This window comes from Sulfuricurvum sp., from assembly GCF_049587615.1.
In the GTDB taxonomy this organism is placed as follows: domain Bacteria; phylum Campylobacterota; class Campylobacteria; order Campylobacterales; family Sulfurimonadaceae; genus Sulfuricurvum.
Genome location: NZ_JBAVEF010000028.1, coordinates 55,108 through 76,558 on the forward strand (window position 1 = coordinate 55,108; position 21,451 = coordinate 76,558).

Genomic DNA, 21,451 nt, shown 5'->3' on the forward strand with positions numbered 1-21,451 from the left:
ACCTTTCATACCGATTTCAAAAAGGAAAACAATGGGATTAATGACAAAATTTATGCCTGATGTACTCGAAAATACAAGCGTAAACGATAAGGTAAACTATTTAGTCAAGCTGACGCAACTGCTTGCTATAAGCGCTATTATTGCCGGCATCATCGGGATGCTTATCTCCAATTTTTCCATTCGGGCGCTGAATGAAAACGCGCTTGAACCTCTGGGGCACCTGAGATTAATCAAAGAATCATACGAACAAAAAGTACTGGTTACGGCCCAGAATATTGCCCACGGTGAAGTCACGGATTACGCACAGGCGTACACCACGCTCAATAGTGAAAAAGCGAAAATCGTGACCGAGTGGAACGCCTATAAAAACGGCCATTTAACCGAAGCGGAAACGGCATTATTACCCGATACCGAAAAATATTTTAATTTATCTCTCCGAAGTCTGGATAATTTGATTCTTCTTGTTAAAGAGAAAAAGTTAATGGATGTCATCGCCTGGACGACGGATGATGCCCCCTACACCATTATCGAGTTGACACCATTGCTCAACAAGCTTATGCAAGTACAGATTCTCAACGCTCAAAACATTTATTCCACCACTCAAATCCAGTTTTTTGCCATTTTGGCACTCGTCATTCTTATCAGTATTGCCGGTGCCATTTATGTGGCAAAGATGGTTAAAAGGGTGGTTTCCGACATTACACACCCTTTTGGCGAACTCTTGTCCCAATCCAAAGCGTTGGCAAACCAAAAATTTGACGAACCGTTTGTGTGGAAACGTACCGATGAGATAGGACAAGTCGGGAAAAGTTTTGAACTCTCCCGTCAGGCACTCCATCACTCCTTTCAACTGATCCAAGATAATAATAAAGAATTAGAGCAGATCAATACATTGGTCCGCAGCAGCATTAATTACGCCAGCCGTATTCAGCGTTCCTTTTTGCCGGAGCCGGATATGCTCGATCGTTTTACCGATGACGCTTTTGTTATTTGGAAACCGAAAGACGTTATCGGCGGAGACTGCTATTGGATCGATAAAACCGACAAAGGGTTCTTTGTTGCCATCATCGATTGTACGGGGCACGGTGTTCCGGGTGCCTTAATGACCTTTGTCGTGATTTCGATTCTGGACCGTTTACTGTCTCAACAACGACATCTGGATGATCCTGCCGCACTTTTGAGCCAAATGAACCGTCTGGTGAAAGAGACCTTGGGACAATACGATGAAACAAGCGAATCCAATGATGGGATGGACGGAGCATTTTGTTACGTCGATCTTGAAAATAAACAATTGACATTCGCCGGAGCCAATACCCCGCTCCTGTATGTTGAAGACAATCACATGCATCATGTCAAACCCGATAAACACAGTATCGGCTATGTTCACAGTAATCTGGATCTGACCTTTACCAATCAGACGTTAAAACTCAAAGAGGGGATGCGTTTTTATCTCACAACCGATGGAATCATTGACCAAATCGGCGGCAGTAAACGAATTGCGTTCGGTAAAAAACGGCTCATGGAAATCATCTTTGACAACCATCAAAAACCGATGCACGAACAACAAGCCATCATTTTAGAAAAATACAACCATTACAAGGGAGACGAATCACAGCGCGATGACAATACGATGATTGCTTTTCAAATTTAAATTTAAATTACAAGGAAAAAGAGATGACTTTGAACGACTTTCGAGCATTGAAAGATATGATTGAAGCCAAAAACGTTATTTTTTGTTATAACGGATATTTATCACAAGAGATCATTGTTGCGGTCAGCTCGATGATTAAAGGAAAATTGAGTTCCGACGAAACAAAAATGGGGATAAGCCAAAAAGTTTTGTACATGTTTGTTGAACAGGCCCAAAACATTACCCGCTATTCTCCCGATCAAATACAAAATCCGGACCAAGCCAGTATGAGTTACGGATCGGTTGCTATCGGAACAGAAGATGATAAATTTTACATCATGTGTTCCAACCGAATCGAAAAAACCAAAGTTGCCGCACTTAAAGAAAAGCTTGATCTGATTTCCTCCATGAGTCCCGACGAACTGAAAGCTCTGTACAAAGAGAAAATGCGATCAGAGGCTGAAGAGGGGAGCAAAGGGGCAAGTGTAGGATTTATAGAAATGGCACGAAAATCAAGCGAACCTATCGAATTTGATTTTCTTGAAGACGATGAGACATACGACAATTTTACACTCAAAGTCGTAATTTAATATATAAAGGAAAAACCGATGACAACCATCCCAGCAACAGTAACCACACCAAAAATCGTTTTGGACACCCAAAATAATCTCTTCAGTTTCGAAGGGGAGTCCTATCCCGAAGATGTTAATGCGTTTTTTGATCCCATTATAGCTCCTCTGAAAACCCATTTGAAAAATCTGCAAGATGCCGATATTCAGTTTGATTTCTTTTTGACCTATTTCAACAGCGCCAGCACCAAAGTTTTTTTTAACCTTTTTGCTCTTCTTGAAGAGATTACTGAATTTAACAGTGTTACCGTAAACTGGAAACATCATGAAGAAGACGATACGGCTGAAGAATTTGGCCAGGAGTTCAAAGAAGATCTTGATAATGTCCGCTTCAACTTTATTGCCATTTGAGATCTTGACACTGCGTTCCCCTTCGTAATATCATACGGATAAAAATGGGGGATAGAGCGCTATCCCCTCAAAACAAAAGGGAAGATTGTACAGATGCTCTTTTCACACCCCTTCCCCCCCATCCTCGATCACCATACCCGTGTTCTTTTCCTCGGAAGTTTCCCCAGTATCGCCTCATTTGAGCAAGCTTTTTACTACGCCCATCCGCGTAACGCCTTTTGGCCGATACTTGAAGCAATTTTTGATGTACATTTGGAAACCAATGAGGCCAAAAAAGCGTTTTGTCTTGAAAAGGGGATCGGGTTGTGGGATGTGATCGGCTCGTGTGAACGGAGCAATTCGAGCGATACGAATCTCAAAAACTGTATTCCCAATGATTTTGAAAAGCTATTGAAGGAGTATCCGAATATCAAAGCCCTCGGATTTACCGGTAAAAAAAGCCATGATCTGTTTATAAAGTATTACAAAGATTTAAGTATCAAGAAGGTGCTTCTTCCTTCTACCTCACCGGCTCATGCAGCAATGAAAAAGGAGGAAAAAAAAGCTATCTATGAAAGTTTTTTAGAACGCTATATTGCAACACCTCGTCATTCCTAACTTGATCGAGAATCCAGCTTTTATATGGGAATGGATCCCTGGATCAAGCCCGAGGATGACGGATAAGCATGGGTATTTAACTGTTTAAAACCTGCTCAAAAATATTTTTTGCCGTCTTCCAGCGATCCCCTTTGGCGTTCATCATCACAATCACGCAATCTTTTCCGTCTTTTTTCGCCCGTGCGATCAGACAAGCTCCCGCTTTGGCCGTATAACCCGTCTTTACTCCGACGGCGTACTCATAACGGTTCAAAAGACGGTTATGGGTATAAGCAAAAAACTCTTTATGCTTGTTAAGCGAATAATAGGTGTGTTTATTGAGACGGCTGATATCATTGAATTTTTTGTTTTTAATCGCATGCTCGGTCATTTTGAGTAAATCTTGGGGAGTCGAATAGTGTCCTTTATCGTCGTAACCGCACGGATTGGTGAAATGGGTATGATTCATCCCGATCTTTTTTGCTTTGGCGTTCATTATTTCGACAAAATGTTCTTCCGTTCCCCCAACCGTTATAGCAATCGCTTTTGCCGCATCGTTGTCCGATTTGATCATCGCCGCTTTAAGCAAATCTTCCAGACGGATCACATCGCCCCGTCTGTACCCCGCAATCGTCGGTTCCACTTTGGTCATCTCTTTGCTGATCGTCACAGGACGGTTCAAATTGCCCTGCTCAATGGCCAGCAACACCGTCATCACTTTGGTGAGACTGGCAGGCTGAAGTTCTTTGAACGGCTCCTTGGCATACAGCATCTGCTTGGAAGTCATATCTTTGACCAAAAGGGCTTCCACCTCGAGTTTATTTAATTCTTGTTTGTCTATAGCCGCAAAAAGGGAGACCGAACACGTTAAACATAAAGTAATCAGTTTTTTTATCATCGTTTATACCTCTGTGTAATTTTACCATATCCAGCGAAGCAAACCGTATGCCCAAAGCTTTTTTCCCCTTTTCTTAACAGAGAAAGGAGCTTTTTTATTTAAACCCCACGTCGAATGATTATGGTAGAATTCGCGTTATTAAAAAGGGGGGTTGATGCGACGATTTCGACGATTTTTCGTAATACTGTTTGTCGCATCAACCCTTTTGGGCGCTTTGCATGAGGTGATTCACCATCATGATATGGATAGCCATATCCAAGAGAGCTGTCCCCTCTATCTCCTCACCCAGACAACGGTTTTACCGATAGAAACCTATCAACTTCAGAAGATTGTATTGGTTTATGAACCTTTTAGTCCTCCCGAATTATCCAATACACTTCAGAGCGACATCTCCTTACGCAGCCGTTCGCCACCCCTCTCCTAATCGATTTCACCCATAACAAAACAATATTTATTGAAACTATTAGGATACTTCTATGAAAAAACTATTACTCTCCACCCTTGCGGCTGCTTCCCTTTTGGCCAACGATTCTGAACTCCAGACCCTCAAAGCCCAAATGGAGCAAATGTCGAAAATGATGAAAGAGATGCAGGAAAAAATCGACCACTTGGAGCATGCCGACACTCCCAAACCTGCTTCCGTGCACACGTCGCAGCACCATCTCTCGCCAGAGTCTCATCCAGAGCACGAAAGTTCACTGCTGGATATCTCTCTCAACCTCGATGCCTCTTACGTGAGCCGATCAAAAAAAGATGAAGAGCTGACCCATCTTGGGCTCCCCGGCATTGCGCATGGGCTGATCGGTTCAGACTCTCATGCCGGACACGATCACGCTACCTATAATGCATCTAACGGATTTAACCTCAATTATGCGGAGATGTTGCTCCACGGGACCCTGAATCCCTCTCTCGACGCCGATGCGGTATTCCATTTTACCGAAGAGGGGGTAGAGATCGAAGAGGCCTACATTACCCGCACCAATCTACCCTACAATCTCAGAGTACGCGGCGGTAAGTTTCTGAGCGAGTTCGGCCGTTTGAACCACCAGCATCACCACGAATGGAATTTTTCCGATATGCCTCTGGTCTACGAAGCATTTTTAGGGATTCACGGGATCAATGAGATCGGTGTCCAGTTGCAGTGGGTTGCTCCGACGAGCCATTATCTCCTGTTTGGATTTGAAGCGTTGCAAGGAAAAAATGAAGCTATGTTTGGTCAAACGGCGATTCATAACCCTTATATCGGACAAGAAGAAGAGGTTCTTTCCCCTTCAGCGAATCAACCTTCACTCTATGTCGGATACATCAAAACGGCCGCTGACATCGGAAACACGACGATCCTCGCAGGTGCAAGCATCGCCCGTGGCAATAGCCGTCAGGATCATTTCACTGATGAAACGCCCTACGCCTTCAGTGGAAAAAGTGATTTATACGGAATGGATTTAACACTCATCCACCGTTTCGACAATGAGCGCTCAGTGATGTGGCAAAGCGAATGGCTCTATCGCGATACGAAAGGGACCCATATTTCAGACAGCGATAACGACCTCATAACTCCTGATGAATTGCTCTACTCGTCAATGGAGGCACAACAGGCAGGCTACTACTCTCAGCTCGTTTATGCCCCGGATCACAACTGGAAAATCGGTGCCCGTTATGACAATATCTACCAAAACAACATATCTCTTCCTACAGCTTTTACACCCGAAAATATGGACCAATACTCGGCAATGATCGAATACAGCACCAGCGAGTCTGCCCGCTACCGTTTGCAGTACACCCATTCCAATGCACTCTTTAACGAAGAGGGAATACGTCAAAATTTGGATTCACTCATTTTTTCATTCAACATAACGCTGGGAGAACATAGCGACCATGAGTTTTAAAAAGCTCTTTTCCCTCCGTTTCACTTTCTAGATTCAAAAAGTGCTGAATGCGTTATAATAAAAAATGCAAAGCATCGATCCGGCTGTTATTACGATTGTTCAAGAGGCTTCGTCAACCACATTAAGATGCAGTGGTTCATGGACCCTTTCGCATCTTGGGAACGTTGAACGCCTGCTCAAAACGCTCCGCCCTGCCTCTTCCCTCATTTGGGATGTGCGTGAGGTGAGCGAACTCGATTCGGCAGGGATTTCCCTCTATCAAGTGACAATCCGTACGTTTGAAGAAGCAGGAATCCCCTCAACATTCATCGGTGCCAACGAAGATCAGACAAAACTGTATCATCTCCTTTACCCCAAAGCCATCGAAGCAACAGCTCCTCCCCCGACACCCTCATGGCTTTACACATTAGGGGTCAATACCCATCGTAATATTCAAGGAATCGGAGAGTTTTTAGCCTTCTTGGGGGAAGCGTTTGTCCTCTTGTACTACACCCTCTTCCACCCCAGCCAAATCCGTTACCGCTCTATCGTTGCCCACATCTACACAACCGGCGTCCAAGCGCTCCCGATTATTGCCATCAGCTCTTTTTTGATCGGCGTCGTCATCGCCTATCAAACTATCGTACAGCTCCAAAAATTTGGAGCCGACATCTTTATCGTCGATACGATAGGAATCTCTCTGACCCGCGAACTCGCCCCTCTTATCACCGCTATCGTCGTAGCCGGACGGAGCGGTTCAGCCTTTACGGCCCAAATCGGAGCCATGAAAATGACCCAAGAGATCGATGCGATGAGAACCATGGGGTTTGACCCGTTCACGTTTCTGGTATGGCCCCGTGTCTTTGCCCTGATGATCGTTATGCCTTTGCTGATCTTTTTTGCCGACATTATCGGAATCTTCGGGGGAATGGTTGTTGCGCAAGCAGAGTCCCATCTCAGCTTTGGTGAGTTTATCCACCGCCTGCAGGGAGCACTGGCCCTCAAACACTATCTCATCGGAATTGTAAAAGGGCCTTTTTTTGCCTATTTGATCGCCATTGTCAGCACCTATCGCGGGTTCCAAGTCTCCTTAAATACCGAGAGTATCGGCCATTACACGACCAAAAGTGTTGTCAATTCTATCTTTTTGGTCATCGCGTGCGATGCACTTTTTTCAATCCTCCTCACCGAGTTAAGAGTATGAGCCGTATTCTTATTGAAGGACGTGACATTGTGACGGTATTGGGAGGCAACCTCATCCACGATCATATAAGTTTCACCATTCGTGAAAACGAGATTTATGCTCTGCTGGGAGGTAGCGGATCCGGGAAATCAACCCTGCTTCGGGAGATGATCCTCTTGCAACGCCCCCAAAGCGGTCAACTGAAGGTACTGGGATACGATTTAAATACCATCACCCCCGTCGAGGCCCAAAACCTTCGGCGCCAGTGGGGGGTTCTTTTTCAATCCGGTGCCCTGTACTCATCCCTCACCGTAGGGGAAAATATCGCAATGCTTTACCGCGAATACACCGATCTCTCCATGAAGCTTATCAATGAACTCATCGCCCTTAAAATCAATCTCGTCGGGCTTCCTCCCCATGCCCGCTACCTCTATCCCTCTGAGCTCAGCGGCGGTATGATCAAACGGGCCGCCCTCGCACGCGCCCTCGCCCTCGATCCGAAGCTCCTCTTTTTAGATGAACCGACCTCCGGTCTCGATCCGCTCAGCTCACGCCAGTTTGACGCCCTCATCGAGCAACTGCGCGATTTGTTGGGACTCACCGTAGTAATGGTCACCCATGACTTGGATACGATACACCGCATTATCGACCGGTTTGCCTTACTGGGTGACAAAAAGGTGATCGCAGAGGGGAGCCTTGATGAAGTGCTCCGAATCGACCATCCGATGATCGATTATTTTTTCCAAAGGGGGTCCCATGGAATCAAGAGTTAACTATACGGCCGTAGGGATATATGTCCTGATTTTATCCGCAGCACTGATTGCTTTTGCCTTTTGGTTAGGGAAGCACAATCAAGATGAGAGCCTCTACCACCGCTATCATGTCTATATCACCGAATCGGTATCCGGACTCGCTCCCGAAGCGGCCGTTAAATTCAATGGGGTCGATGTGGGTAACGTCGAAACCATCCGAATCAATCCCCGCAATAGCGAAGAGGTCGAACTCACCCTCAAAATCGAAAAAGAGACCCCTATCAAAACCGATTCCAGCGCTGTCCTCAAATTTTACGGCATTACCGGATTGGCATTTATTGAAATCGTCGGCGGATCGAAAAATGCCCCTTTACTGGAGACCAACAACCATGCGATCAGTACTATTCCCTCTTCTGCCTCGTTGATTAAACGGCTGGATGAATCACTTAGCAATGTCGCCTTCAAACTCTCTACCACACTGGACCGTGCCGACCGACTTTTCAGTGACCGAAACATCAATAACATCGCACAATCGCTGGAGTATTTACGTTCTCTGACGGCTCAAATCGACAGCTACCAGGACGAAGTACAAACCTTGCTCAACCACAGTATCGCATTGGAATCCAATGCCAGCGAATCGCTGGGAGCCATGAAAGATGCAGGGGTAAGCGTCAAAACAACCTCGGATAATTTCAATACCCTCCTGCAGACCAAAATGACAGCTACCCTCGAATCGCTCACGGCCACATCGCAGGAGAGCCACACCCTGATCCGCAAAATCGAAGCCTCTTTGGAACGCGGTGATTATGATCTCCGATCTATCGCGTCTCCCACATCGACAGAACTCGCCGAGCTTATAACCCAAAGCCGTACCCTCACCAATGAAATGGAGTCCACTCTGCGTCATTTGCGTGAAAATCCCTCCGATTTACTGTTCAAAAAATCTGCCTCTAAACCCGGACCAGGAGAATAACCATGCGCCATCTCGTTCTCATCATCCCTATAGTTATGTTGGTTGGATGCTCTTCCGCAATCTCGCCGGCTATCCAGGAATACACCATTTACCCCGCATCGGATCAAGCCGCTCCTACCGTAGCGCATTCATCGAAAATACTCCGTCTCTCGACGACTAAGCCCCTCCCTTCTCTGGCTTCCAGAAACCTTTACTACCTAAAAGACGGAGGGGAAAGCGGCAGCTATCTCTACACGAGGTGGAGTGATACTCCCGCCATACTTATCGAGCGTTCCTTGAGCAGTGCATTACACGAGCAAGGGCTCTTTACATCTTTGCTGACTCCCACCTCCGCGGCACAAGCCGACTGGGTTCTTGAATCGGATTTAAATGCCTTTTATCACCGCTTTGAAACGGGACAAAAAAGTGCCGGCGTGATCGATATCACCTACCGCCTCATTGATACCAAAACCAAACTCCTTATCAGCTCCAAACGTTTTAGGATTGCCACGGCAGCTGCCAGTGAAGACGCCAAAGGAGGGATCGATGCTCTCACACTGGCAACACGGGAGCTGACAGAACAATCCACCCGATGGCTTTCCATCCAAGTTCAGGAGAAAAAATGAAATCAAACATAGCGATCCTCTGTTCCGGAGGAGATGTCTCAGGGATGAATCCTGCTCTCAAGCGGTTCGTCGAATACGCTTATGCCCGTAATCTTCAGCCCTATTTTGTCCGCAACGGATTTGAAGGGCTCATCGACAACGCAATCGCACCCGCAGACTATCGCGATGTTGCCGGAATCATTACCCGAGGCGGTACAAAAATCGGCTCAGCCCGTTCCAAACGCTTTATGGATCCCTCCTTTCGTGCCGTTGCGGCTAAGAATCTTCGGGCACTGGGGATTGATCGATTGATCGTCTTAGGGGGGGATGGAAGTTTTCGGGGGATGGAGCGTTTTTACGCTGAAACCGGTATCGCCTTCTGCGGCATCCCTTCTACGATCGACAATGATATCAACGGTACCGATTATTGTCTTGGGGTTGACACGGCACTCGGGGTGATTAAAGATGCGGTTGACCAAATCCGCGACACGGCATCCTCCTTTCGTCGGGCATTCGTCATTGAGACGATGGGGCGTAACTGCGGCTATCTCGCGTTAATCTCCGCGATCACATCGGGTGCCGAACTGTGCCTTATCCCCGAAATTCCCACCGATATCAACGATTACAAGGAATGTTTTCAATCCCAAATTGCCAAAGGACGCGATTATTTTATTGCCATCGTTTCCGAAGCGCTCCAAAACAGTACCGAAGTGTCTCAATGGTTTGAAAAAGAGTTGGGATTTGAATCGCGAGTCTCTGTCTTAGGGCATATTCAACGGGGAGGAAATCCGAGCGTCTACGATCGGCTTATGGCCTATCGCTTCGTTACTTATGCGATTGACGCACTGTTAGAGGGAAAAACCCATTCGGTTATCTGCTACACCAAAAGCCATTTTGCCTTTAAAACAATTGACGAGGTTGCACTGCATCCTTACCGTATCGATGAAGAGCTCCTCAGACTTGGGTATGAACAATTTGCTCCATCGCACTGTCAAATGTAGGGTAGCCAAATTCAAATCCGGCTTCTTGCAAAATCCGCGGATAAACCTCTTTGGATTCGAGCATAACGATCGACCCCTCTCCAAAGACGAGTTTAACCACCCATTCAGGAAGATCAAAAAAAGTGGGACGATGGAGAATACGCCCCATCGCTTTGGTCTGCTCAAAATTTGTTATCGGTTCGGGAGAGGTAAAGTTAACCGCTCCGCGGATCTCCCTGTGATCGATCAGAAAAGCAGCGGCACGCACCAAATCATCCAAATGGATCCACGAAATCATCTGAAATCCGTCTCCCATTTTTCCCCCAAATCCAAAATTGAACGGAGGAACCATCTTTGCCATCGCTCCGCCCCCTTTGCCATAGACAACACCGAAACGCATCGTACATACGCGCGTGAGCTCTGAGTGTGCACGGCACGCCGAATGTTCCCAGTCGCGTACCAGTGAGGCCAAAAAATTGTCTCCGAAATGGCGTGAAAATTCATCATGCTGATGATACGCATCATATACCCCAACGGCCGAGGCATTCAAAAGGGTATGGGGAGGATCTTCGCACAGGGATAATGCCGTGACGATTTTTTCCGTTGTTTCCAAACGGCTTTGTCGCAAAAGAGTTTTATAACGCTTACTCCAACGTCCTAAAATATTGGCTCCGGAGAGATTAATCAAAACATCACACCCGTTTAGCTTTTGAGCAACCGCTTCAGCTGAAACCTTGGTGCGGATGCTGAGAGGAATAACCTCATCCCCTCTCTCTTCAAAGAAAACTTTGAGTGCACTTCCTACAAATCCGCTTATCCCACATATGACTATTTTCATGCGTATCCCTTTAATTCGAATTTATTGTAGCCTAATGGGTGCATAGGAGGGTTTAAAGATAGAATTGACTTGCGTGTTTAAACCAACTCTTATTCAAAACGGATGAAAAAGCATGTGGAGGGAAAATAAAAAGAAAGTTTTTAAAAGAGGAGAGAAATAACACCCCGTAAAAGGGGTATTAAGGGATTAGCCGCAAGAAGGGACATTGCCTGAATCGGAACCGTATTCAAACAAGAAATCGCGTAAATCTTGTGATTGCATTTTAAATGCTTCACCATTGAAATATGCAGCCGATTTATCATTTGCATGTGCTTTGATAATTTTTTCGGCACCGTTAGCGAAAAGATCATCCCACTCGTCTTGTGTATGCATAGCAGCACCTTTAGTACCGGTACCATGACAATTCTTACAGGTTTTCAAATAAGCTTTTTGACCTTTTTTAACATCGGCAGATGCCGCTGTACTCATCATCCCTACGGCAACAAGAGCTGCAAGGAAGCATGAAGCTGACTTTTTCATGTCGTTCTCCTACGAAATATTGATTTAAGATACCTTCAACATTTTCGAAAAAAAGGTGAAGGTATCTTGATACCCCATAATCATATCGGATAAAGGATAAATGGAGGTTTAACGGAATGTTAATGTGATGTTTTTTCAGGTTTTTTATCAAAAATGTATCAAACTCTCACACTTTGTTAAACTAAAATCTGCTTAGAAATCAAATCTTAACAAGCAGGAACATTCCCCGAGTCCGAACCGTATTCAAATAAAAAGTCTCGAATATCTTTTGCTCTGTTTTTGAAATCATCACTATTAAAATAGGCTGCAGATTTATCATTTGCGTGCGCTTTGATAATTTTTTCGCCACCGTTAGCGAAGAGATCATCCCATTCGTCTTGTGTGTGCATTGCTGCACCTTTAGTGCCTGTTCCGTGACAACTTTTACACCCTTTTGTGTACCACTTCTGTCCCTTTGTGACATCAGCAGATACTACACTCCCCATTATCCCGAAAGATATAACCGTTACAAGAAAAAATGAACGCAATTTCATCCTTTGATTCCTTTCTTCATTTTAAGCCTAAATACTATAATATCGAAAACTCTATGTTGGGCCTATTAATCTAACGGCTCTTCCGTCTCTTCTTTTACTTTACTCGCACGCACTTCCAAACGGATTTTGTCTTGACGAAGTTTACGATACGCTTTGTATTGCGCTCGGGTAAGCTCCTCACCGCTTAAACCCACTTCCGCTCCGATTTCATCAGACGAAAGTCCCGCTTCGTTCATCATAATCATCCGAAACTCTTTTTTGGTCAGATGACGTTTGAGGGATGCGTAGAGTTCACGTTCGTCATCGCCGATCTCCACAGCATTACACTCATAAAGCCGCGCCAATACTTCGCGAATGGTTTTAGTCGGGTTGTAACGCAACCACAATGAATTTTCTAACATTAAAATACCTTTGTAATATTATTTTTTTACGCCAACGGAGCAAAGCTCCGCTTGGCTACGCTAACACTAAGTTCTCTTCGGCAGAGAGCCCGTGCACACTTGTGTGCTTATTCAAACACTTTACTTATTATCTGTGTGAGATCTTTTATATCGACGATAACATTGGCCTCTTTTTTAAGAATCTCTTTCGCGCAAAAAGCGACGCGGGTTCCGGCGTGGGCAAACATCGATCGGTCATTAGCACCGTCTCCTACCACCATCGTCTCTTCTTCACTGATACCGAAAAGCCCTTGCAGGCGCTGCAGCATGTCCCCTTTCGAGAAATCAAACATCATATCGCCACCGACAAGCCCGGTAAGCTTACCCTCTTTGGTGTGGAGAACATTGGAAAAATCGGCATCGTACCCGAGGATATCTTTCGCATACGACGTCGCCGTCCGAAAGCCGCCGCTGAAACAGACGACTTTGATTCCCCGCTCTTTGAGTGCAGCAATCGTCTCTACCGCACCGTTCATGTACGGAAGATTTTGGCAAATCTCTTCGACAAGACCAAATTCCAGCCCTTTTAAAAGAGTGACACGTTCTTGAAGACTCTGAAAGAAATCAAGTTCCCCGTTCATCGCCCGTTCGGTGATGGCACTCACTTGCTCGCCGATTCCCAGCGCTTCCGCAAAAAAATCGATGGTTTCGCCATCCATCAATGTCGAATCAAAATCAAATACCGCTAATTTTATCAAAATAGATTTCCCACATTTTGTTATAATGACGTAATTATATCGAAGGGTAGCTTTTGTTCGAATCATTTATCCATAAACTCCGTCACGGAACCTATATCACCTTGGAAACGACTCCGTCTCGTTCGGCACAATTTGCCCCCACCATTGAAAAAATTGCCGCTTTGGAACTCGATAAGCTCGTCGATGGGTTCAGCACCACCGATAACCCTCTGGCCAAACTCAAATACAATGCCCTCTTTGCGGCAATGAAGCTTCAAGAACGTTTTGGCAAACCTACCCTTGCCACCATGAGTATGCGCGATCGCAACCGTATCGCGTTGCAAAGCGATTTACTAGGGGCTAATGAATCCAATGTCCGAGCGATCCTCGCCCTCACGGGTGACAGCGCCCACTACTCCGATCAGCCCCATGCCAAAGGGGTTTTCGAGGGGAACAGCAAACTCCTCCTCGACATCATCACCACCCTCAACCACGGCACCGATATGGCGGAGCAAAAACTCCTCGCCCCTGTGCAGGAGATTTACCCTTTCGCCGTTATCGATGCCTATGCCAAAAGTGCCGCAACATTGCAAAAGAAAATGACCAAAAAAGTGGCACACGGAGCCATCGCCATCATCTCCCAACCCGTCTACGATCTCGAAAATGCCCGCAAACTGCTCGACATGATGGCCGAAGCGAACCGCGAGAATGATACTGCGTGCGTCCTCGTTTTGGGCTATTTCCCGATCACGAAACTCCGCACCGCCCGATTTTTAGATGAAAATGTTCCGGGGATATTTGTACCGAGTACATGGGTCGAAGCCCTCGAAGAAGCTTCACTTATCAGCCCTGAGGAAGAATACCGAGTGGGGTTTGAGCTGAGTAAAACCCTTTTCGAAGAGCTAAAAGCACTCCATCCAAAAATCCATATCATGACCGCCAATCAGTTTGAGTTAGCCAAGGCGATTTTGAGCTAATTTCAGCCTCTTTTGGCTATAATCGATCACTATATAATTGCAGGAATAACCCTTTATGATCGATGTAAAACTTCTCCAGAAAAATTTTGACGAAACCGCAACGGCGTTGATGCGCAAAAAGGTCTCAGCGGAAACAATCGCTGAACTGAAATCCGCCAATGAAACCCTCAAAACGGCCAAACTCGCCTACGAAACATTGCAAGCGAAACAAAATGAGTTGAGTAAACTTTTCGGTCAATATAAAAAAGAGGGGAAAAGCACCGACGAGCTGAAAATCGAAGTCGATGCTAACAAAGCGACGTTGAATGATCTCCTTGATGTCCAACGCAGTGCCGAAGAAGCCCTCGATGCGATCATTATGCGTGTTCCTAATATCCCCGATGCAGACGTACCCGACGGTGCGGATGAAAACGACAATATCGAAATCCGCAAAGTTCTCACCCCTCCGACATTTACTTTTACTCCGAAAGAGCACTGGGAACTCGCCGATCAAAATGGCTGGATCGATTTCGAGCGGGGTGTTAAACTCGCCAAAAGCCGTTTCAGCGTTGTGGGGGGGATGGGTGCACGACTGGAACGTGCCCTCATCAACTTTATGCTCGATTTCAACCGTGAACGGGGGTTTGAAGAGTTCAGTGTTCCGATGCTCGTCAACCGTCGCGCACTGGAAGGGACAGGACAGCTTCCGAAATTCGAAGAGGATTTGTTCAAAGTCGAAGAGGAAGAGCTCTATTTGATCCCGACGGCGGAAGTCCCTCTCACCAATCTTTACCAAGACGAGATTCTAAACGGTGCCGAGTTGCCGATCAAAATGACGGGCTACACGTCGTGTTTCCGTAAAGAGGCGGGAAGCGGCGGACGGGATGTTCGCGGGATGATCCGTCAACACCAGTTTCACAAAGTCGAACTCGTCTCCATTACCCGCGCCGATCAAAGTGACGCGGTGTTCGAAGAGATGGTCACCTGTGCATCCGATCTCCTCGCCGCACTCGGTCTTCCTCACCGTCTCGTCACCCTCTGCACGGGGGATCTAGGTTTCGGTGCGGCTAGGACGGTAGACCTCGAAGTATGGCTTCCGGGTCAAAACACCTACCGTGAAATCAGCTCCGTCTCCAATACACGGGACTTCCAAGCCCGCCGTGCGAAGATTCGCTACAAAGAAGAGGGGAAAAATATCCTCGCTCATACCCTAAACGGTTCAAGTTTAGCGGTCGGACGGACGATGATAGCTATTATGGAAAATTTCCAGCAAGAAGACGGCTCGATTACTATTCCTGTCGCATTGCAAAAATACCTCTAAAGACGTAAAGAGACCCTATGCCGGAAGAGCAAGAAGAGATAATCATCATCGAAGAATCGGATGCAGCCGGCGTCGAAAAAAAGGTCGATGCGTCTGAAGTACCCTCTGATGAGAAACCGAGTCTTTTAAAAAATAAAAAGCTCATTATTATTGGTGCAGGGGCTCTTGTACTCCTCCTCTCTATCGGAGGAGGAGTGGTTTTCTTTTTTTCCGGTCATTCTAAAGAATCAGACCCGCTCCCTCATCAGACCACCGCTGAAAAAATCAACACTGCCGAAGAGACGATCATCGAATCCAGCGAACTCGAAAAAATGGTTGAGCGGGCCAACCAGCTCTACGCAAACGGTAATTTGACCGAAGCGCTGAAACTGTACGAAAAAATCGCCCTCTATTCCGAAGCGATCTCCCAATACAATCTCGGTGTCGTCCAACTCAAAGAGGGGGAATACGAAGGAGCATTGGAGAATTTCAAACGCTCAATCGCCAATAGTGAAAATCGATGCGTCAGTGCGATCAATGCAGCCGTCTGCTCTCTCCACCTCAAACGCGAAGCGGATTTCAATTATTATATCAACATGGCGCAAACGTATCTCCCTCAAGAGAGCAACTCGCCGATGTATTCGTATTATTACGCCTTGATCAACTACTACAAAGGGCGCTATCTCGAAGCACTCAGCGCCCTGAAACACCCCACTACCGATGAGTATCAAGAGACGCAGAATACGCTTCGTGCCAAAATCGGTGCGATGTTCGGAAGTTTTAGCGATGCGATCAGTGCACTTGAAAATCCGTTCTCCGAAGAAAATTCGTTTTCACTTGGGCTCATGTATGCCAATGTCGGGAATTTACCCTTAGCCAAACAATATTTAAATGATGCCATCATCCAAAATGACAAACCGATACAAGAGCAGTTGGCACTCTCCTATGTCTATCTCAAGTCAGGCCTGCAAGCAGATGCCGCAGGGCTAATCCAAAAAACCACTATCGCCTATCCTGAGCACGTCTATACCCCGTATCCTCTGCGCGTTTTTCTAAAACCCTCTCTTTTTAACCCCGATGATGTTCAACGTGTTTATCGAGGCCACCAGTCCAACAACCGAGCCAGAATTTACCAAAGCCTCTTTTATTTTGCCCCCTACAAAATTTTCAATGCGGACCAAACCATCAGTTATATCCGTAAAGGAAATGCGAATATCTACATCGATGATGTCACTACCGCCAAAGAGTACCTTCAAAAAAGCAGTCGCGCCTCAAGCGTCGATTACGGCATTGCCCTCTCTATCCAAAAAGCACTCAAATTTCGTCTTAGAGATGCCAATAAACAGCTCCAAGATCTTCTTAAAACCAATCCGCAGCACTCAATCTTGCATTACAATCTGGCACTCACCTATGCCCAGTTAGGTGACATGTCAAAAGCGTATGACCATTTTTTACGATCGTATCATCTTGATGCCAATAACTATATGTCCGGAATTTTTGCCCTTATGAGCTCGGAAATGATAGGGAAAAACAATCCGAAACTTAGCTCAATTCTTACCGACAATCTCGCGCATGAACCGAAAAAAGAGGAGTTTGACCTCTACCGAACAATGCTTGACATTGTCCATAATAATTTCCCGAGTGCTTCGAATTGGCTCGACAACCCTTATAAAGAGCGTCCCCTTTATCTCGCACTCCAAATAGCTATTGCTACGGAGACAGGGAAAAAGGAGAGTGCTGTGCAGGGAGCAGAGCGGTTGTCCGCTTTACAACCCCATACGCTCCTCCCCCACCTGATGCTCATCGATACCCGCTTCCAAGATCAAAAGCCAAAAAAATTCGCTTCATCGGCAATAAACTATCTTAAAAAACAGTCGTTCCATTATGATGATCTCTACTTCGGTCCTCAGCTTACCCGCGATAAAGCCATTCTTATGGCCGTCATCACCGGCCAACTCGCACCTTTAATTCAACGACTGGAAGAGAGACTCCAAACAACCACCGATCATACTGCCGATATCATGGGGGCTCTGGCACAAGCTTATTTTTACAATCAAGATTTCGAGAAATCCTATACCTTCTACAACCAGCTGATTGATACGTATAAAATCCGTGATGAGCATACTCTCTTTATGGGGGCCTGTGCATCTATCGGAGCAGAACATTATGAAAATGCCATCACCCTCCTGGAACTTTCAAAACTCAAAAATCCAACCTATTTAGAGAGCCGCTACGCCCTTGCACTCCTCTATATGCAGATTCAAAACAACCCCGGAGCAGTCCCTCATCTTAAAAAAATTGGAAATTCAGGGTTTCTTTCCCGCTATTTTGATTTCGAAATCGATACGGATAAACTCGCGAACGAGCCAGAGAAATATCACCCTCTGTAAAAAAGACGCCGCAAGAGATAGAAAGAGGCACGCAGAGGCCCATAAAGCAAATACCCTGCTGCTAGAATCGCCATCCCCTCGATCGGATAGATAAAGATTCCTAGAGCAACAACGATTAATCCTACAAGAAAGCGCATGAAATGAAACGTTTTAAAGTTCATTTTTTTAAAGCTGGGATAACGGATATTGCTCACCATCAGAATTGACAAGACCGCAGTGAGGGGGAGAATGAACACTTTATGGAGACTCAACCCCGGATACTGTTCCAATAACAAAATAGCGATGGAAATCATAATCGCTGCCGTAGGGATCGGAAGACCGATAAAAACGCTCGGCTCAATCCGCGAGGTCGTTACATTAAAGCGGGCCAGTCTCACCGCACCGAAAATAATGAACAATGCACTTACGACAATCCCGAGCCTTCCATAGGTGTCACCGATGTACAGATAGAGCAACAATGCCGGAGCGACACCGAAAGCGACGATATCGGCCAAAGAGTCAAATTCAACACCAAAATGGCTTGCCGTATTGGTGAGGCGGGCGACGCGACCGTCCAACCCGTCAAAAATAAGGGCCAGGAAGATGAACCATGCCGCCGAGACAAAGGAGCCCTCAAGTCCCAAAGCAATCGCATAAAATCCGGTAAAAATCGAAGCAGCCGTAAAAAGGTTAGGAAGGAGATAGGCAATAGGGGGGGGAGATTGACGCATGGAAATATCCTTTTAAGCGCAAAATAGTGAAGCAGCCACCGGCTTTACCTCGTTAGGCGGCGTTCAAATATCCAATGACACTTTCACCTGCACGGAGACTTGAGCCCGCATTTACAGCTAAACGGGTGTTTTCCGGCAGATAGATAATACTACGTCCTTTGGCCAAAAAGCCATACCGAGCCCCCTCTTTAAGCTTTTGGCTTTTTTCCAATTCAATACCGATCGGAAAACAGCTTTGTTCGCTCAGATGTTCGATATAGATTTCATCCCCTTTATGCGATCGAAAGGAGATAACCACTTTTTCATTGAGGGTATCGGCAAGGGGGTTATACAACGGTAATGATACTCCGTGACGAACTTTAAACCCTTCTACAACCCCGTCAAACGGAGCGCGAAGTATCGAAACATCCCAGAGTGAATTCATGATGGTTACTTTCGTCATTTTATGATCATCAACCATCGTCTCTTCGACGGAAAGGACAACGCCATCCACACTGCTGATGACCCCTTCGGCTTCCGTTTCTGCCGTGTTGCGTTCCGGATTTCTAAAAATTGCCAATACCGCTAGCAATAATGCACCTGTCATAAACTGGAACAGGTGTAATCCTGTCATGGTAAAGAATAAGAAGAGAGCGCCTATCACGCCCGATAAAAGCCACCCTCGGGAAGAGAGGATAAAGGTATCGTTTTGAACGCTCATCTGGTACTCCTTATTATTCGTCAATGACTATTTTTTTGCTCGAAGCTATCTCTTTACGCGGTTCGAGTTTTGTTTCAAGATTGTTTTCCACCTCGTAAGCTTCAATAATCTCACGTACCTGATCCCCCGAAATATTCTCTTTGGCATACAAGAGTTCTACAATTTTTTCAATAGCATCCCGATACTCTTCCAACCGTTTTTTGACCTCAATGTAGCGCTCTTGAAGCGACTGTTTGATAAATGTATCCATATCTTCGGCCATTTTATCACTGTATTCGCGTGCTTGTGTCATACCGCCGCCGAGGAAAGTGCTTCGTTGTTTTTCAAGTACCATCAATCCTGCAACATCACTCATACCGTACATTTGTACCATTGCTTTGACAATGTCGGTTGAGCGTTCCAAATCATTTGCTGCTCCGGTACTGATCTCACCAATAAAGACCTCTTCCGCTGCACGTCCGCCCAGTAGAACATCCACTTCGGCCCACAGTTCATGACGCTGCATCAGATATTTGTTCTCTTCCGGAGTGTTGAGGGTATACCCCAATGCCGCCAATCCTCGAGGAACAATAGAGACTTTAGAGACTTTTTTCGCCCCCTTCGTCGTTTCGGCCAACAGTGCATGCCCGCATTCGTGATAGGCAACAATCCGCTTCTCTTTTTCATCAATGCGGCGGCTTTTTTTAGACAATCCGGCAATCGCACGCTCTACCGCTTCACGCATGTCCTCTTGTCGAACGGTTTTTTGGCTTTTACGTCCCGCGAGCAATGCCGCTTCATTCACGATATTGGCTAAATCGGCTCCTGCTAATCCGGCAGTGAGGCGTGCAATCTCTTCGAGATCGACATTGGCATCCTGTTTTACCCCTTTGACATGAACTTTCAGGATATCGATACGCCCTTGGTAATCGGGTTTATCGACCAAAACCTGTCGGTCAAACCGTCCCGGACGAAGAAGTGCCGGATCAAGGATTTCAGGGCGGTTGGTTGCCGCTAAAATGATGATGGGGGTATCGGTACCAAATCCATCCATCTCCGCAAGAAGCTGATTGAGGGTTTGCTCACGCTCATCATTGCCCCCCATCATCCCTCCTGCTGCACGGCTCTTACCGATCGCATCAATCTCATCGATAAAAATGATGGAGGGAGCATCTTTTTTTGCCTGCTCGAACAAATCACGAACACGCGCAGCTCCGACTCCAACGAACATTTCAATAAAACTAGAGCCTGATACGGAGAAAAACGGTACTTCCGCTTCTCCCGCTACCGCTTTAGCCAATAAGGTTTTACCCGTACCCGGACTACCGACGAGCAATACCCCTTTAGGGATTTTAGCTCCGAGCTCAACGTAGCGATCCGGAGACTTCAAGAAATCAACGATTTCCAACACCTCTTCTTTCGCCTCTTGTGCCCCGGCAACATCATCAAATTTAGTTTTCGGTTTTTCAGAGTTAATCAGTTTTTTGGAATTCCCCATCCCCAAAATACCGCCGCCCATACTTTTTTGCATCCGTCCCGCAAAAAACATCCAAATCGCGATAATAATTAAGAACGGGAAGAGCCATCCGAACATTTCCGTAAACCAGTTGCTCTCACTGAAGCCGACATAGTTAATCTTTTTTTCATCCAACAATGGGATCAGTGTCGCATCCGGTCCGACAATGCGGGTCGTGTACGCTACTTTACCGGTTGAATCACTGCCGATCGCGCGGATATAGGTTTGCCCGATAGAGACTTTTTCTACTTGTTTGTCTTGAATAAGGCGTTTGAGATCGGCATAACTGATCTCTTGGGTACGGGTAACACTTTGTCCGCTTATTTTTCCGGAAAGATCATTTTCATCCCCGATAATCGCTTTAAAGAGGATGATGACGGCGACCGAAAAAACTGCAAAGGTAATTAAAGGGTTTTTGTTGAAAAAATTACCGTTTTTATCCGGATTCGGATTCGATTCGGGTTGACTCATA

The 21,451-nt window shown here is 46.1% G+C and carries 23 protein-coding genes; 14 read left to right on the plus strand and 9 right to left on the minus strand.

Annotated elements, in window-relative coordinates:
- The first annotated feature begins 31 nt into the window (after nt 1-31).
- From WB308_RS06350 to WB308_RS06365, 4 genes are all read left to right on the plus strand, one after another.
- Nucleotides 32-1,651 carry a SpoIIE family protein phosphatase gene (locus WB308_RS06350; protein WP_424190095.1) on the plus strand — a complete coding sequence of 540 codons (1,620 nt, stop codon included), beginning with the start codon at nt 32-34 and terminating at the stop codon, nt 1,649-1,651.
- Nucleotides 1,652-1,674: 23 nt separating this feature from the next.
- Nucleotides 1,675-2,220: a SiaB family protein kinase gene (locus WB308_RS06355; protein ID WP_424190097.1), complete on the plus strand. Its 546-nt coding sequence runs from the start codon at nt 1,675-1,677 to the stop codon at nt 2,218-2,220.
- 18 nt (nt 2,221-2,238) lie between these two features.
- Nucleotides 2,239-2,610, plus strand: a complete 372-nt coding sequence (locus WB308_RS06360) for a DUF1987 domain-containing protein (RefSeq protein WP_424190099.1) — start codon at nt 2,239-2,241, stop codon at nt 2,608-2,610.
- Nucleotides 2,611-2,703: 93 nt separating this feature from the next.
- Nucleotides 2,704-3,207, plus strand: coding sequence for a DNA-deoxyinosine glycosylase (locus WB308_RS06365; RefSeq protein ID WP_424190101.1), 504 nt, complete (start codon nt 2,704-2,706; stop codon nt 3,205-3,207).
- Between the two features lie 76 nt (nt 3,208-3,283).
- Here the strand turns inward: WB308_RS06365 and WB308_RS06370 are convergent, their stop codons facing one another.
- Nucleotides 3,284-4,084 carry a D-alanyl-D-alanine carboxypeptidase family protein gene (locus tag WB308_RS06370; protein ID WP_424190103.1) on the minus strand — a complete coding sequence of 267 codons (801 nt, stop codon included), beginning with the start codon at nt 4,082-4,084 and terminating at the stop codon, nt 3,284-3,286.
- Nucleotides 4,085-4,238: 154 nt separating this feature from the next.
- Between WB308_RS06370 and WB308_RS06375 the strand changes: the two genes are divergently transcribed.
- The 7 genes from WB308_RS06375 to WB308_RS06405 all read left to right on the plus strand — a co-directional run bounded on the left by WB308_RS06375 (nt 4,239) and on the right by WB308_RS06405 (nt 10,442).
- Complete coding sequence (locus tag WB308_RS06375; protein WP_424190105.1) at nt 4,239-4,508, plus strand: hypothetical protein; 270 nt, start codon at nt 4,239-4,241, stop codon at nt 4,506-4,508.
- A 52-nt stretch (nt 4,509-4,560) separates the two neighbouring features.
- A complete protein-coding gene (locus WB308_RS06380) occupies nt 4,561-5,970 on the plus strand; it encodes a hypothetical protein (protein WP_424190107.1) in 1,410 nt (469 codons plus the stop codon).
- 64 nt (nt 5,971-6,034) lie between these two features.
- Nucleotides 6,035-7,153, plus strand: a complete 1,119-nt coding sequence (locus WB308_RS06385; RefSeq protein ID WP_424190109.1) for an ABC transporter permease — start codon at nt 6,035-6,037, stop codon at nt 7,151-7,153.
- On the plus strand, nt 7,150-7,905 hold the full coding sequence (locus WB308_RS06390) for an ABC transporter ATP-binding protein (RefSeq protein WP_424190111.1): 756 nt from the start codon (nt 7,150-7,152) through the stop codon (nt 7,903-7,905). Before WB308_RS06385 ends, WB308_RS06390 begins: the two co-directional genes overlap by 4 nt.
- The gene (locus WB308_RS06395; protein WP_424190113.1) at nt 7,889-8,857 is read left to right on the plus strand and encodes an MlaD family protein; all 969 of its coding nucleotides are present in this window, start codon (nt 7,889-7,891) and stop codon (nt 8,855-8,857) included. The genes WB308_RS06390 and WB308_RS06395 overlap by 17 nt, the downstream gene beginning before the upstream one ends.
- A gap of 2 nt (nt 8,858-8,859) precedes the next feature.
- Nucleotides 8,860-9,462 (plus strand): ABC-type transport auxiliary lipoprotein family protein, encoded by a 603-nt coding sequence (locus tag WB308_RS06400; RefSeq protein ID WP_424190115.1) that lies wholly within the window; start codon nt 8,860-8,862, stop codon nt 9,460-9,462.
- A complete protein-coding gene (locus tag WB308_RS06405) occupies nt 9,459-10,442 on the plus strand; it encodes a 6-phosphofructokinase (RefSeq protein ID WP_424190117.1) in 984 nt (327 codons plus the stop codon). Before WB308_RS06400 ends, WB308_RS06405 begins: the two co-directional genes overlap by 4 nt.
- Here the strand turns inward: WB308_RS06405 and WB308_RS06410 are convergent.
- The 5 genes from WB308_RS06410 to serB form a co-directional block, all read right to left on the minus strand.
- Nucleotides 10,396-11,259 (minus strand): TIGR01777 family oxidoreductase, encoded by an 864-nt coding sequence (locus WB308_RS06410; RefSeq protein ID WP_424190119.1) that lies wholly within the window; start codon nt 11,257-11,259, stop codon nt 10,396-10,398. The genes WB308_RS06405 and WB308_RS06410 overlap by 47 nt on opposite strands.
- Before the next feature lie 186 nt (nt 11,260-11,445).
- Nucleotides 11,446-11,778, minus strand: a complete 333-nt coding sequence (locus tag WB308_RS06415) for a c-type cytochrome (protein WP_424190121.1) — start codon at nt 11,776-11,778, stop codon at nt 11,446-11,448.
- 206 nt (nt 11,779-11,984) lie between these two features.
- Nucleotides 11,985-12,311, minus strand: coding sequence for a c-type cytochrome (locus tag WB308_RS06420; RefSeq protein ID WP_424190123.1), 327 nt, complete (start codon nt 12,309-12,311; stop codon nt 11,985-11,987).
- Nucleotides 12,312-12,376: 65 nt separating this feature from the next.
- Complete coding sequence (locus WB308_RS06425; RefSeq protein ID WP_424190125.1) at nt 12,377-12,712, minus strand: hypothetical protein; 336 nt, start codon at nt 12,710-12,712, stop codon at nt 12,377-12,379.
- A 107-nt stretch (nt 12,713-12,819) separates the two neighbouring features.
- Nucleotides 12,820-13,449 (minus strand): phosphoserine phosphatase SerB, encoded by a 630-nt coding sequence (serB, locus tag WB308_RS06430; RefSeq protein ID WP_424190127.1) that lies wholly within the window; start codon nt 13,447-13,449, stop codon nt 12,820-12,822.
- 53 nt (nt 13,450-13,502) lie between these two features.
- Between serB and WB308_RS06435 the strand changes: the two genes are divergently transcribed.
- Genes WB308_RS06435 through WB308_RS06445 form a run of 3 tightly spaced genes read left to right on the plus strand, consistent with a single transcriptional unit; the run spans nt 13,503 to nt 18,074 of the window.
- Nucleotides 13,503-14,405, plus strand: a complete 903-nt coding sequence (locus tag WB308_RS06435) for a methylenetetrahydrofolate reductase (protein ID WP_424190129.1) — start codon at nt 13,503-13,505, stop codon at nt 14,403-14,405.
- 55 nt (nt 14,406-14,460) lie between these two features.
- Entirely contained in the window at nt 14,461-15,705 is a 1,245-nt protein-coding gene (serS, locus tag WB308_RS06440) for a serine--tRNA ligase (RefSeq protein WP_424190131.1), read from the plus strand.
- Nucleotides 15,706-15,722: 17 nt separating this feature from the next.
- Nucleotides 15,723-18,074, plus strand: coding sequence for a tetratricopeptide repeat protein (locus tag WB308_RS06445; RefSeq protein ID WP_424190133.1), 2,352 nt, complete (start codon nt 15,723-15,725; stop codon nt 18,072-18,074).
- On the opposite strand, the gene pssA is transcribed toward WB308_RS06445, so the two are convergent.
- The 3 genes from pssA to ftsH are packed head-to-tail and all read right to left on the minus strand — an operon-like array spanning nt 18,062 to nt 21,450.
- Complete coding sequence (gene pssA, locus WB308_RS06450) at nt 18,062-18,784, minus strand: CDP-diacylglycerol--serine O-phosphatidyltransferase (protein ID WP_424190135.1); 723 nt, start codon at nt 18,782-18,784, stop codon at nt 18,062-18,064. The two genes, WB308_RS06445 and pssA, sit on opposite strands and share 13 nt — an antisense overlap.
- Before the next feature lie 52 nt (nt 18,785-18,836).
- Nucleotides 18,837-19,484, minus strand: coding sequence for a phosphatidylserine decarboxylase (locus WB308_RS06455; RefSeq protein ID WP_424190137.1), 648 nt, complete (start codon nt 19,482-19,484; stop codon nt 18,837-18,839).
- A gap of 13 nt (nt 19,485-19,497) precedes the next feature.
- The gene (gene ftsH, locus WB308_RS06460; protein ID WP_424190139.1) at nt 19,498-21,450 is read right to left on the minus strand and encodes an ATP-dependent zinc metalloprotease FtsH; all 1,953 of its coding nucleotides are present in this window, start codon (nt 21,448-21,450) and stop codon (nt 19,498-19,500) included.
- Between the last annotated feature and the right edge of the window lies 1 nt (nt 21,451).

Bases quoted from the DNA above. Each gene is read 5' to 3' on its own strand.
- WB308_RS06385 (WP_424190109.1), top strand. From the start codon at position 6,035: ATGCAAAGCATCGATCCGGCTGTTATTACGATTGTTCAAGAGGCTTCG.
- WB308_RS06360 (WP_424190099.1), top strand. From the start codon at position 2,239: ATGACAACCATCCCAGCAACAGTAACCACACCAAAAATCGTTTTGGAC.
- WB308_RS06425 (WP_424190125.1), bottom strand. From the start codon at position 12,712: ATGTTAGAAAATTCATTGTGGTTGCGTTACAACCCGACTAAAACCATT.
- WB308_RS06400 (WP_424190115.1), top strand. From the start codon at position 8,860: ATGCGCCATCTCGTTCTCATCATCCCTATAGTTATGTTGGTTGGATGC.
- WB308_RS06415 (WP_424190121.1), bottom strand. From the start codon at position 11,778: ATGAAAAAGTCAGCTTCATGCTTCCTTGCAGCTCTTGTTGCCGTAGGG.
- WB308_RS06455 (WP_424190137.1), bottom strand. From the start codon at position 19,484: ATGAGCGTTCAAAACGATACCTTTATCCTCTCTTCCCGAGGGTGGCTT.
- WB308_RS06350 (WP_424190095.1), top strand. From the start codon at position 32: ATGGGATTAATGACAAAATTTATGCCTGATGTACTCGAAAATACAAGC.
- WB308_RS06355 (WP_424190097.1), top strand. From the start codon at position 1,675: ATGACTTTGAACGACTTTCGAGCATTGAAAGATATGATTGAAGCCAAA.
- WB308_RS06405 (WP_424190117.1), top strand. From the start codon at position 9,459: ATGAAATCAAACATAGCGATCCTCTGTTCCGGAGGAGATGTCTCAGGG.
- WB308_RS06365 (WP_424190101.1), top strand. From the start codon at position 2,704: ATGCTCTTTTCACACCCCTTCCCCCCCATCCTCGATCACCATACCCGT.
- WB308_RS06395 (WP_424190113.1), top strand. From the start codon at position 7,889: ATGGAATCAAGAGTTAACTATACGGCCGTAGGGATATATGTCCTGATT.
- WB308_RS06445 (WP_424190133.1), top strand. From the start codon at position 15,723: ATGCCGGAAGAGCAAGAAGAGATAATCATCATCGAAGAATCGGATGCA.
- pssA (WP_424190135.1), bottom strand. From the start codon at position 18,784: ATGCGTCAATCTCCCCCCCCTATTGCCTATCTCCTTCCTAACCTTTTT.
- WB308_RS06370 (WP_424190103.1), bottom strand. From the start codon at position 4,084: ATGATAAAAAAACTGATTACTTTATGTTTAACGTGTTCGGTCTCCCTT.
- ftsH (WP_424190139.1), bottom strand. From the start codon at position 21,450: ATGAGTCAACCCGAATCGAATCCGAATCCGGATAAAAACGGTAATTTT.
- WB308_RS06420 (WP_424190123.1), bottom strand. From the start codon at position 12,311: ATGAAATTGCGTTCATTTTTTCTTGTAACGGTTATATCTTTCGGGATA.
- WB308_RS06390 (WP_424190111.1), top strand. From the start codon at position 7,150: ATGAGCCGTATTCTTATTGAAGGACGTGACATTGTGACGGTATTGGGA.
- WB308_RS06375 (WP_424190105.1), top strand. From the start codon at position 4,239: ATGCGACGATTTCGACGATTTTTCGTAATACTGTTTGTCGCATCAACC.
- WB308_RS06410 (WP_424190119.1), bottom strand. From the start codon at position 11,259: ATGAAAATAGTCATATGTGGGATAAGCGGATTTGTAGGAAGTGCACTC.
- WB308_RS06380 (WP_424190107.1), top strand. From the start codon at position 4,561: ATGAAAAAACTATTACTCTCCACCCTTGCGGCTGCTTCCCTTTTGGCC.
- serS (WP_424190131.1), top strand. From the start codon at position 14,461: ATGATCGATGTAAAACTTCTCCAGAAAAATTTTGACGAAACCGCAACG.